The organism is Enterobacter asburiae (assembly GCF_007035645.1).
Taxonomy (GTDB): domain Bacteria; phylum Pseudomonadota; class Gammaproteobacteria; order Enterobacterales; family Enterobacteriaceae; genus Enterobacter; species Enterobacter asburiae_B.
The window spans coordinates 680,154-692,488 of sequence record NZ_AP019632.1 but is presented as its reverse complement, the minus strand read 5'-3'; the positions used below and the strand labels follow the sequence as shown (position 1 = coordinate 692,488).

The 12,335-nt window shown below is 40.5% G+C and carries 7 protein-coding genes, 1 tRNA gene and 1 pseudogene; 8 read left to right on the top strand and 1 reads right to left on the bottom strand.

The genetic code is table 11. The annotated features are described in order from the left end of the window. Window positions 1-42 precede the first annotated feature (42 nt). The 5 genes and pseudogenes from FOY96_RS03315 to FOY96_RS23335 form a co-directional block, all read left to right on the top strand. Complete coding sequence (locus FOY96_RS03315; protein WP_143346500.1) at window positions 43-759, top strand: DUF554 domain-containing protein; 717 nt, start codon at window positions 43-45, stop codon at window positions 757-759. A 95-nt stretch (window positions 760-854) separates the two neighbouring features. Continuing rightward, window positions 855-930, top strand: a tRNA-Phe gene (locus FOY96_RS03310). A gap of 793 nt (window positions 931-1,723) precedes the next feature. Beyond that, window positions 1,724-3,613: a DUF262 domain-containing protein gene (locus tag FOY96_RS03305; protein ID WP_112778082.1), complete on the top strand. Its 1,890-nt coding sequence runs from the start codon at window positions 1,724-1,726 to the stop codon at window positions 3,611-3,613. 118 nt (window positions 3,614-3,731) lie between these two features. Beyond that, entirely contained in the window at window positions 3,732-5,288 is a 1,557-nt protein-coding gene (locus FOY96_RS03300) for an RNA-directed DNA polymerase (protein ID WP_143346499.1), read from the top strand. A gap of 1,111 nt (window positions 5,289-6,399) precedes the next feature. Further along, window positions 6,400-6,959: pseudogene (locus FOY96_RS23335) on the top strand (Arm DNA-binding domain-containing protein); the annotation flags it as partial. On the opposite strand, the gene FOY96_RS03290 reads toward FOY96_RS23335, so the two are convergent. After that, window positions 6,879-7,163 carry a DeoR family transcriptional regulator gene (locus tag FOY96_RS03290; RefSeq protein ID WP_233441313.1) on the bottom strand — a complete coding sequence of 95 codons (285 nt, stop codon included), beginning with the start codon at window positions 7,161-7,163 and terminating at the stop codon, window positions 6,879-6,881. The pseudogene FOY96_RS23335 and the gene FOY96_RS03290 overlap by 81 nt on opposite strands. A gap of 450 nt (window positions 7,164-7,613) precedes the next feature. Here FOY96_RS03290 and FOY96_RS03285 point away from each other — a divergent pair, with 450 nt between their 5' ends. Genes FOY96_RS03285 through FOY96_RS03275 form a run of 3 tightly spaced genes read left to right on the top strand, consistent with a single transcriptional unit; the run spans window position 7,614 to window position 12,188 of the window. Further along, complete coding sequence (locus tag FOY96_RS03285) at window positions 7,614-10,586, top strand: hypothetical protein (protein WP_126327630.1); 2,973 nt, start codon at window positions 7,614-7,616, stop codon at window positions 10,584-10,586. Further along, a complete protein-coding gene (locus FOY96_RS03280) occupies window positions 10,570-11,019 on the top strand; it encodes a DNA-binding transcriptional response regulator (protein ID WP_126327631.1) in 450 nt (149 codons plus the stop codon). The genes FOY96_RS03285 and FOY96_RS03280 overlap by 17 nt, the downstream gene beginning before the upstream one ends. Then, complete coding sequence (locus FOY96_RS03275; RefSeq protein ID WP_126327632.1) at window positions 11,019-12,188, top strand: phosphorylase family protein; 1,170 nt, start codon at window positions 11,019-11,021, stop codon at window positions 12,186-12,188. The genes FOY96_RS03280 and FOY96_RS03275 overlap by 1 nt, the downstream gene beginning before the upstream one ends. Window positions 12,189-12,335: the final 147 nt, after the last annotated feature.

The following is a 12,335-nucleotide window of genomic DNA, read 5'->3' as shown; positions in this document are numbered from 1 at the left end:
CATAATAATGCAATATCAATGATTAAATAACAGGAGTTAACTTTGGTTATCGGGCCATTTATTAACGCAGGCGCCGTATTGCTGGGCGGCGTACTCGGCGCCGTTCTGAGCCAGCGGTTGCCGGAGCGTATTCGCACCTCCATGCCCTCGATATTCGGCCTGGCATCGTTAGGGATCGGTATTCTTTTAGTGATCAAATGCGCCAACCTGCCGGTGATGGTGCTGGCCACCCTGCTCGGCGCGCTGATTGGCGAGTTCTGCTATCTGGAAAAAGGCATTAACAGCGCGGTGAGTAAAGCCAAAAACCTGACTGCCCGACCGGGCGGCAAGGCGAAACACGGCACGCACGAGTCGTTTATTCAAAACTATGTCGCCATCATCATTCTGTTTTGCGCCAGCGGCACCGGGATTTTCGGTTCAATGCAGGAAGGGATGACCGGCGACCCAAGCATATTAATTGCGAAAGCGTTCCTTGATTTCTTCACCGCCACCATTTTCGCCACTACCCTTGGCGTCGCCGTGGCGGCGATTTGCGTCCCGATGCTGCTTATTCAGCTCGCGCTTGCCACCTGCGCCACGTTGATTCTCCCGCTCACCACGCCGGCGATGATGGCAGACTTTACCGCCGTCGGCGGCCTGCTGCTGTTGGCGACCGGGCTGCGCATCTGTGGGATTAAGATGTTTGCCGTGGTGAACATGCTGCCCGCACTGCTGCTCGCCATGCCGCTCTCCGCGCTCTGGACGCACTTTTTCGCTTAAGGATGCGGCGAAATGGTGAGAGATTGCGCAGTCTGTAACGAAAACAACATTTTTCGTTGACGCCACGGGGCAGATCGGGTTTAATGCGCCCCGTTGCCCGGATAGCTCAGTCGGTAGAGCAGGGGATTGAAAATCCCCGTGTCCTTGGTTCGATTCCGAGTCCGGGCACCACTATTTAAAGAACCCGCCCACAAGGCGGGTTTTTGCTTTTCAGGGTTCCGGTAGATTTCTGGGTGTTCTAGTCACAGATGCCCGCTGCTTTACCCCTTGTGTCCCACTCGAGCATTTCCCTTAAGCGACTCCCTGCCCTTCCGGTCACAGTGTCGTTGTCTGTTCCGCTTCAAACGGTCAATAAATACTATTTCCAACTTGTATGCCTATCTGGTGGATTCATCACAGCGAGACAGAATCCGGTCTTTGTCCGGTCAGGAGAAGGTAAGCAGCATCACTTCACTTTTGATGTGTGCAAAACTCTACTGCGCCGGTAGGCTTGCTCAACCACTCACAACCCTGCGAAGGATTCCCGACCTTGTTCACGGTTCTCAATACAATCGGTTACCAGCCCTCCTTCAATCAACTTACTCCCGTCTCCAGGAAGTGATGCTGTTCATAAACCCGTTAAACTCGCAGCCATAAGAAGGCATTTTACACCACTATTTAGATAGACAATTTTACCAGGCCACTGGACTGCCCCCCCGAAAGAACCAGTATCTTTTTGTATCCTTGATATACCTCAACAGGAACCACACGACCTGTGCAGTACTGGCAGTACTATTCGTTTGTATTATCCAAATGAAGTTAATAAAATCAGTTGATTATAGGTAGCTTGTAAATCGAATATGTGTGATTTAATACATTGAACCAGTGAAAGCACAAACTATGACCGAAGGATGGCGGTTAGCTGAAACCGTTTCTGACGCTCCTGAATCTCTCACTGTTGTTTCATGCCGCATAAAGGTAACCCATGAAATCCGAGACGCTAACTGTCCAGCAAATATTCCAGGATCGCCGTCAATATTGCGTTCCCTTCTACCAGCGAGCCTATGTATGGACCCAACGAAATCAGTGGTCTGCTTTGCTGGAGGATATCACCGAAAAAGCTCAGATCCGCCTCTCGGGTACAAAACCGACTCCCCATTTTCTTGGCGCGGTAGTGCTGGAGCCACAACTCAAGAACGGCTTGATGGGCGTGGACACTCTGCACATTATCGATGGTCAGCAACGACTGACTACGCTCCAATATATTCTGGCATCCATCCGACTGGCGTTGCGTGCAACTGGCCTTTCCGAGTTAGAGATGCTAGTGCTGCCTTGCTTGCAAAACACAAACGAAGCAACAATGCGAAATAAAGAGGTCGAACGCTTCAAGCTGTGGCCAACATTTCGCGATCAAGCTCACTTTATTCAAAGTCTTAACGTTGATAATGTCGATGACCTCCGTAAGGTTTTCTCTGATAGCTTTACATTGCATGGCACACTGCGTAAGCATTTCAGCCATCCTCCGTCACTGGAGGCGCTGTGGTTCTTTAGTGGCAACTTTATCAAGTGGATTCGCTCGGAGGGTCACTCCTTACAACAAAATGCAGAGGCATTGATTGAAGCTGTCATGGCAGACCTGAAACTGGTCAGTATATCTCTTGCGGCAGAAGACGACGCTCAAATCATTTTCGAAACGTTAAATGGCCGGGGCGCTGAACTTCATGCGACGGACCTCATTCGCAACTATATTTTTATGCGCGCTGAACATGATGGCATCAATGCCGCTACGTTGTATGAAAATAAGTGGAAACCCTTTGAAGACTCGTATTGGACTGAAAAACAACGCCGTGGTCGTATAAACAAACCTCGCCTAGAGTGGCTAATTCACGCAACACTGCAAGCAGAAAAGCAACGTGAAGTAGACCTTTCTCGCCTTTACAATGAATATCGGGACTATGTAACTAAGGGCTCGCCTTCACACCGAGCCAATCAGCAGGTTGAACTCCTCAATAGATATGCTCTTCAATACAAAGAACTGATCGGTGGTTTGGGCACAACTCCTATCGCGTGCCTTGGTCGACGCATCTCAGCCTATGACGTGACCACGATTTATCCTCTTGCATTGCTCATTTCAGTTGCTGACATCTCTGATGCTGAAAAGACAACCATCTACAACGATCTTGTCTCGTATGTGGTACGAAGAGCGGTGTGTGGCCTGACGCCTAAGAACTATAACAACGTCTTTATGAATGTCGTGCGTCACTTAGCTAAAACCGGCATTTCCAGTATTGAGTTACGCAGCACCCTTAATAGCTTGAATGGTGAGGCCTCCCGTTGGCCGACTGACTCGGAATTCCTCAATGCTTGCACCTCTGCACGACTTTACCCTGGCAGGCTTGATACGCAGAAGATGCGCTCAATGCTAACCGAGCTTGAGGGGGAACTTCGTCGCTCGGTGAAAACTGAGGAGCCAGTTGTTCCAAACCTTTCCAGTCTCGATATTGATCACCTCATGCCTCAAAACTGGTACTCCCATTGGCCTCTCGAAAATGGGCATACCGTGACAAATTCAGACGCTACGTCAGTGAGTCAGATAGTTCTGGCCGGCGCTGAGCTTACACATAAGCAGCAACTTGTCTGGAAACGGCAACAAGCTATCGCAACGCTGGGAAATCTAACCTTGCTCAACCTCAGCGTGAATCGTTCGGCCCAACACTCTGCGTTCCTTAAGAAACGGGATGGTCTTATTACCCATACCAGCCTGCGCTTGAACGTGCCACTGATCGCTATGGATAAATGGGATGAGGAGCTAATTCTCGCTCGAAGCGAGTTGCTGGGGAATGCTGCACTGAGAATATGGGCGAAAGGCGATTAATAAACTGATTCTGGCGGCATTATATAAGGTACAACATTATTAGCATTTTGATGTATCGACAACATAGCTAGTCCACTGCGATTAGAACCATAATGACATTGAATTGAGAAATACAAATATGACTCTATTAGAGAACTTATTAACAAAAGGATATTTTCCTAAAGAGGCTCTATCTCCTTTCTCTACGGAAAAATATGCACGTGCAATTGCTAATGGATACGATAATCTACCTCCATTATTTAGAACCGGAAAATTCATAAGTAAGTGTGCCATTCATAATATCTCCAGAAAAGGAACACTACGGAGAAAGCTCGGGATACCAAATCCCGTCAACTTCTTTAGATTAAGTGAAACAATAACTGAAAACTGGCACGACATACTCGAATGCGCAAGTAAATCAACAATATCGTTGACAACTCCAGACACTGCCAGTAATGGCAACAGAGCATTTAATCCAAGGTTTTCACTAAATGAACTGCCAGACATCCATGCAAAACTTAGAAGTAAGCATAAATACATACTTAAAACAGATATAAGCAGATTTTATCATTCGATCTATACTCATAGCATTGCATGGACTTACCATACAAAAGACATTGCAAAAAAAAACAGAAGTAATGGTTTATTTGGGAATTTATTAGATAAGCACTTACAAGATTCACAAGATGGACAAACAATAGGAATCCCTATTGGTCCAGACACATCACTCATCATTGCAGAGTCTCTGTTAGCAAATATTGATCTTAAGCTTAGTGAAAAAGGAATTAGCAGTGGCTTACGCTATATAGATGATTATTTCTTAGGATTTAATACAATTGGGGAAGCAGAATCTGCATTAACAACAATGCAAGAACTTTTAAACGAATATGAGTTAGCATTGAACCCCTTGAAAACGGAAATCATACAACTACCGGTTGAATTCGAGCCATTAGCAATTTCAGAACTAAGAGCATTCTCCTTTCGAGATACAATTGGAGGTCAGAAATCAGATTTAATCCATTACTTCAACATAGCATTCAAAGCAGCAAAAGATTTACCAACGGAATCAATATTAAAATATGCAGTATCAAGAACATTTGAAGTAAATGTTACCACTGAAAACTATCCAGTCTTTGAAAACTTTATATTGCAATGCGTTACAGCTGATAGCAGCACATTGAAATACACCGTCAATCAGCTTATAAAATATAAAAGAATAGGTTATATTCAGAACATTGAAAATATATCTCATATTTTGAGGCAATTATCAATAACTGAAAGCTCACTTGGCCATGGAAACGAAGTTGCTTATTGCTTATGGCTTTATTTGGTACTAGGTATATCTGTACCAGAAGTCGTTGTTAAAAATGTAGTCCCAATGAGAGTTCCATTTGTTGCAATTTTATTATGCGATTGCTGGCAAAAAGGGCTCATGAACTTCATACCTGACTTCTCTATTTATGAAGAAATGATGGTTATGGAAGAGCTGTCAGGCGATATGTGGATGTTTGTCTATGAGATGCTTGCAAAAGAATGGTTTCAACCAACATCGAACCAAAACCCGATTAGTCAAAATGAGTGTTATAGGTTCCTGTTGAATTCAGGTGTTTTTTTCTATAATGAACATCTCTCATCAACTATTATGGCCGAAAATCCAATTGATACAGATGGCTCGGTTGAGGGATTCAGTGGTTGAAATTAGAAAGCACCTGTGAATAATTAGCCCTCCTCTTAATTTAATATTAGGGGAGGTGTGTTTCGATATGCCTATGTGAGCCTGGTTGAATAAATCAGTTTTGGGTGAACATCCCTGGATGTCGGTTGCTGCTGTCAGGTAATACGCACGCTTTCGATCATTATAGACCTATCCGATTCTCACTCATACAATTTTTCTAGAATAGCGTTCTTCAAAATGCATCTGCATACCCTATACGACATCAATCAGAGCTTTTAACGTCATTTCACCGAAACACCCCCATTATTTTCCCGCCCCAATCCTCCTTGTATCCCTTGTGTGACAACGACTTCCTTGAAATCTCCCGTTTCCCCGTTCGTTTTCAATGGGTGACGTTGAGCATTTACCGCCGAACACATCCCTTATCTTTACCCCATCATCTGAATGCTTTCATAAAATGAGAATAAATCCATCCTGAATAAGTGCCATAAGCTGATTATTAATAACAGACCACGCTGAGATAGTATTCTTTTCATATTGCATCCTGACTAAACTTGATAGTTTATAAAATGTAATTAGTATTATTGAAACAGGTAGATGTGGGAATTTATTATTGATTAAACGAGTTCAAAGAATTTTAATTGCCCATGAGGAATCACAGTCTATAGCTAAATCACCTTCGCACCAGCCACCATCAATACTCTTTGATTAAATGAAACCACATGCAGATTCATTTATATATTATTCATATAGGTTGTTTATTATCTGATAGTTTACCCTCTTCACTGCAAGACCAATAGTAAACAGCACATCATTGCCTTTCATTCAGTTCCACCCCAGCAATTTTTTCACGGGGAAACGGGGAATTACCTGCAAAACGTTATGCAGCAATGCTTTTTCCCCCCCGTTTTCTGGGATTTCACCGGGTAAGTTGCGGGGAAGACCAGAGGCAGACCGGAGAACGTCGATTTCTCTTTCACCTTCCCCCATGACCTGAAATGCCAGTTCATAGTCATGCTGTCTTTTCTGCCAAGGTTCGCATAACGCACTGAGGCACGGGACTCTTCCCACCCTGCCTCACTTTCTGAACCTTACTAACGTATTTATCACCCCTGCATAAGGAGACTTCTGCATGTCCACACCACGCTGTTTTAAGTTCACTTACCGCCTCATTGATGGTCTGCCTCCTAATGAATCCGATGCCCCTTCCCGTGAAGCCGAGTATAGCGACACCGAAATCAGCGGGTTCAAAGGTCTGGTAGGTAAAGGGGAAGGCAAAAAAATTTTCTCTTACGCTATCTCTGGCAAGGTCGCAAACGCGCCATCAGTATTGGTCACTGGCCGGAGATTGATGTCACGACCGCCCGAAAGATTGCCACTGAGATGAAACGGCAGATAGCCACCGGCACTAACCCGCGTTATGAGCGGGACAAATGCCGGGCCATACCTACCCTTCAGAAAGCCTTCAGGCGTATTATCCGGCGGGCAGGCATTTACGATAAAGAGGTCTGCATTCACACCTGCCGCCACTCAGTTGCAGCGCTAATCGTTTCACGGGGAGGCACCTTATATGACGTTCAGGCCCAACTCGGACACCGCAATATTCAGTCGTCACAGCGTTATGCCCATCTGCACCCGCAGCGGCTGAAAGCGACCGGCCAGTTGATTGAGCAACATATTGGCGACACGCTGTCCAAGTATCCCTTTAGGCAGGCGATATTGTTTACCCTGTCGGAGCAAGTTCAGGTAAGCAAGGCGCTCGGTCAGATCACGCCGTATTGTTTTTTCGCAGACGTTAATGTCGTCAGCAAGGCCCCTGACGGTCAGTGACTCCCCATTATTGAGGCGTGTCAGTATCAGGCCAAGTCGGTATCCAAGTTTGTCGTGTCGGTCCATTCCGGCATCCCGGTTGCTGAAGCAAGGAATGGGATTATCAGAAGGAGAAGGGACAGGTTAAGTCTATGCATATTGATGAATGCATGCATAGTTTATTCCATTAAAATCAATAATATGCAACAATAATTTCAGTTGCTATTCTTATTGATCATAACCTGTCAACATCCATGCCTACTAAATTGTCGACCACGAATGTAAACCCAACTCGACTTTGTGAGAGGCATAAAATTGTTCCCTCAATTCCCTTGATTTTAATGAAGAAATCATTAGCATCAAACAAAAGCATTTATCCAGCATGCAGAACAAACGTTCTGAGGGCGGTAGCGTGTTTAGCGCTTATAGTACTTGGTTATCAAATAATTAATTTTGAACTTTAACGATTCTAGCCTCATCGCTTATACATTTGTGAAATCAAATATTAATTCCTTCTCACCAATTAAGGACAATGAGATGTCAAACGAATTTGATTTAAATCCTATAAGATTCTTTACTTCACAAAAGACGTCTCCAAACAGTATACAAATTCATAATATAAAAACAAAAAAAGCCAAGAATTTACTGAGAGGAATTGATTCAGATAGTTATAAAAGTACAAAAACCGCACTTGAAAAAATAAAATTAAATTGCACACGCACAGATTATAAAAACTCACTTTTATATGTACGTACACATACTTTCTTTGAAAAAACTGATGTTGGGCAACTATTTAATGATTTTTGTCCAAAAGGCATAAAGCAACCACATGAATACACGCTCTCCGAAATTATTAAAGAAATAGGCAATTATACAAATGAACTTTGCCTTTTAACAGAATGTGCATATAGTATATCGAGTCATCTAAGTAAAAATGAATTTCTCAAAGCATTAGAGGCATGCGATGACCTCGTTAAAAACAAAGGTGTTTCTATATATTTATTAAGGGTAATATCATACATAACCAACAGATATCAGTTATTCTCCTTAGAAGACAAAGAGTTACTCAACAAAATTGACAAATTGAAGCAGTCCATAAAAATTTCGAACAATAACTTTCTCTCTGAAGCAGTCTCACAATTAAGCAACTTACGTACATCACATTTAGCTATTTGCAAACGTATAAATGAGTTGTCAACTGATTTTGAAAAAGGCCTGATTGCAAAATCATTCATCAACCCAATACCAAACAATTATGATGTTTTCTTAAAAACATTAAATGCCTATTACTCATTTTCATTATTTGATGCTTTCCTATATTATCAAAATATATCAAAATTTAAATTACCTTTCATCCCCCCCCATCTAATAAATTCGGATTTAACACTAATCCATCAAGAATTTTGCTCAATAGAATTCGATCCTAATCTTATCTACGATGAAGTTGATGAAGACACAAGCCACTATTATCTAAGAGAGTGCTTTCTTTTCATAGAACAAGAAAAGGCGTTAAATTACCTACTAATACATGGAAGCTACTACACTCCCTATGTTTCAAACAAAAGAATAAATCAATTTTCAAGGCCATTAATAAACCGATATTTTGAGAATTTAAAAAATCTAAACCAATTACGCTGTGAGAAAATGGTCGATGTTGAAATAAACTGGCATAAATACAATAATAATACATGTAGCATGTTAGAGAACTCATCGGCATTAATATACCTTCTAACTAAAAAAGAAGGATATCTCGACCTGCATGAACAGTATTTATTTGTAAAACTTATGTCCTACACACGTGATATCGGAGAAATATGCCCCCCCGATTTTTTAGAAAGAATTGCTGATGATGCTAAGGATTATCTTTTAAAGATTGTAGCTCAATGCTTAATAACTATAAATAGGAAAAGTCAATATACAGAACATCAGTTAAGAGCTACGATTCAAGATTTTTGTATTAGTGAATTCAATAGTAACCTTTTAGAATTGTTAAAATATCTTCACCAAGTTTCACCTGCAGTTACTGAACATATAATAACCATCTCAAACGAAACATTCCTTAGTACATTATTCCATTTAACTGACAAACCAATTGATGCACTCAATTTGCGTGCAGACATGCTATTTTGGTATGGTGAAATTACAAAAGATGAACGATTTAAAGATAGAGCTAAGACGCTGAGGATAGATATACAGATTAATAAAGAAAAAGGGACTATCGATGACTCAAGAATTTATGTTGACCCATTGAATTTTCAGCAATGGTTCGAAGATAACATGGTCAGTAAGTTAACCATGATTTTAGATAATCTTATGATTAGTAATGACTCATCATTCAAACTTGATTGGACCAGCAAAGGCAGTTCAGTCAGTAACGGAGAAGAACTAATTGAATCCTTGTTGGCATGTTATAAAGAATTCTGTGAAAACAAGGTATTCGGCATAGCATCATATCTTGGGCGTAGAATAAGGCATGGAACATTTAAAGGAACAGCTATTACAGAGATTCAAAAGCTTCCTAACGAGCAAGAATATCATAGTATATTCGAGGACAAGGACTTCAAACGGAGGCTTGATGAATGGCTTCTCCAATACGAATATATGATTGAAGATTTAGTAAAAAATCACCTTCAGATAAAAAGCAAGAGAAAACCAGCAGGCTTGATCACCACTGAAATAGACACTCCTGCTAAAACAGTAATTGCAAATCAACTTGTTTTTGATATTTTATCTCTTTATCCTAAACGAACTGGCGTGATCAGACTACCTAATCTAATTATTGATTATTGTTGGCGTTTAGTTGAGCAAGATCTTGCTAAGACTAAAAGACTATTAAGTCAAAAAAAATCTTCACATGGTGTTTTTTCTTATACACCTAAAAATCAAAGCCCTTATTTAAAAAGAACATTTTCCAAATTCACACAAGAAGTGAACTCATTAACCGGTCAAAAATTCGGACTAATGGCTTCTTGGTTCAACAAACCTAGCTATGCTTCCCCAAGTGCCGATATCTATTTACTATTCAATGCTGTAATTTCAGAAGTTAAAGAGAGGATGATTGGTTTTGAACCTACTATAGATATAGGTGAAAAAACATTTACTATTGATGGCGGCACTTATTACATCTTATATGATGCACTTTATGTACTAATTCATAACGCTGCTAAGCATGGAAAACTGGATGGCACCATTCACTTTAATGTTTTTCCTTCTTCGGCACATAATACAATAAGACTATCTCTTTCGACAGAGTTAGGATGTCTTCAGGATATCTTGAAAGCTGAATCACAAATAAGACTATTTATAGAATCAGCAGATAAGGATTCTAATTTCATAGATGACGCTCACATCATTGAAGGAAATAGTGGAATGAAAAAACTTAAAAGGCTTGAGAAGGAAGGAAGCATAAGTAATTTCAATTTCCACTCTAATGAAAGAGAGCTTTTGCTATGTTTCGAATTTGACTTTCATCTTGACCATAGAGGTATATACGATGATATTGATAGTTGAAGATGATGCACACAAATCATCGCAAATAAGCGATATATGTGCTGCGTTAGAATATGATACTGATGGACGTACCATTGTTGATAATGTAAAAGATGTTGTCCGGTATCTAGTGCATAATACTCCTCTAAAAATTGTACTAGATATGTCATTACCTAGCCATAAGGCGCTGCCTGGGCAGGGAACTCCAGTGCCAATGCCGACAGGTGGCATTGAAGTTTTATTTGAATTGAAGATGAAAAAAATAATGCACATTCCCATTCTAATTTTAACTCAATATCCAGAAATTGAAATTGAAGGTGAGCCTTATCCTATTGATGAATCTGCGGAAACTTTAAAAGAGATGTACGGCTTCAAAAATATACAAGCCTGTTATTACGAAAGCAAAAAGAATGCAAAATGGATTAATGTAACAACTGAATTCCTGAGGAATTGATGAATATACTTATTATTGAAGACAATCACCTAAAGTTACAATCCATAAAGGAAACTATCACAGAAGAACTGAGCGAACGTTCAATTACCCCTTCTATATCAATAGCATCAGACTTAGCTCAGGCAAAGAGATACATTTGCACTACACTTTATGATCTAGTTATATTTGATATGTTTCTTCCAGAAAACAGTTCTTCGACTAACGAACGAGATTGCTCATCAGAGTTAATTCAAGAGTTTTCAATCAGCAAGAACTACCAAACTGAAGCAATCGCATTAACTCAATTTGTCATAAGTGAAATTGAAGACATTCAATTATTTAATCTATCAGGTATAACTGTCGTTCATTATGCAGAAGACCTTAATTGGAAACTAGCACTAAAACAAAAAATAAACAGAGCATCTCAAAAGGTTCGCTGTGACTTTCTAATATTTTGTGCATTAAGTAGTGAACGCAGTGCATACCAAGAAACGAATTGCACGTTAGGAAATAAAAAAAATATTTATGGGATGAACTGCCAGGAAGTAGAAATTGATGGTTCAAGGGGGTTCATCATTACTCCCCGAGGAATGGGGCTTGTGAATATGGCCATCATTTCCTCCAAAGCCATTGAACTTTTTCAGCCAAAGATAGTTGCAATGAGCGGTATATGTGCAGGTGTCCAAGGAGAATCGAACTTTCTTGATATCATAGTTGGGAAAACTTGTTGGGAGTATCAAACCGGAAAATGGAAAGATGGAAACTTTGAGCAAGAGCCTTATTATGCAGAATTATCCCGAAGTCTTCAAGTAGACCTTGAACAATCTAGCGAGGATCTAGAAACAATAAATCACCTCAGAAACAACCTATACAACTCAGCATTAAAAAGCATGAAAATAAGAATCGCGCCACTCTCTTCTGGTTCGGCAGTTATAGCCGATAGTGAAATGATGAAAAAAATTGGTATGCAGCACAGAAAAATGGCAGGATTGGAAATGGAGATGTATTCACTTTATGAATCTGCGGCTCAATCGTTGAGCAGCCCTTTGGTTTTTGGTGCTAAGGCAGTTGTTGACTTGGGTGGCATTGATAAGAATGACGATTATCAGGAAGAAGGGTGTATTATTTCTGCAAGATACATTACCTTAATGCTTAAGGAGCAACTTAAAAAACTGAAAAATCATAGCTAAATTTTGAGCAAAGAAAACATCAACACCTTGCATATATTTCAATAACTCTAACACCTCAAATATATTTCAACTCTCTTTTATAGGATATTTAATTAATTTTAAAACAAGAAAAATATATGCAATGCTGATAATGAGTAATTTCAACTT

Coding starts and splice junctions, on each gene's coding strand:
- FOY96_RS03275 (WP_126327632.1), top strand. CDS start 11,019: ATGAATATACTTATTATTGAAGACAATCACCTAAAGTTACAATCCATA.
- FOY96_RS03285 (WP_126327630.1), top strand. CDS start 7,614: ATGTCAAACGAATTTGATTTAAATCCTATAAGATTCTTTACTTCACAA.
- FOY96_RS03290 (WP_233441313.1), bottom strand. CDS start 7,163: ATGGACCGACACGACAAACTTGGATACCGACTTGGCCTGATACTGACA.
- FOY96_RS03280 (WP_126327631.1), top strand. CDS start 10,570: ATGATATTGATAGTTGAAGATGATGCACACAAATCATCGCAAATAAGC.
- FOY96_RS03300 (WP_143346499.1), top strand. CDS start 3,732: ATGACTCTATTAGAGAACTTATTAACAAAAGGATATTTTCCTAAAGAG.
- FOY96_RS03305 (WP_112778082.1), top strand. CDS start 1,724: ATGAAATCCGAGACGCTAACTGTCCAGCAAATATTCCAGGATCGCCGT.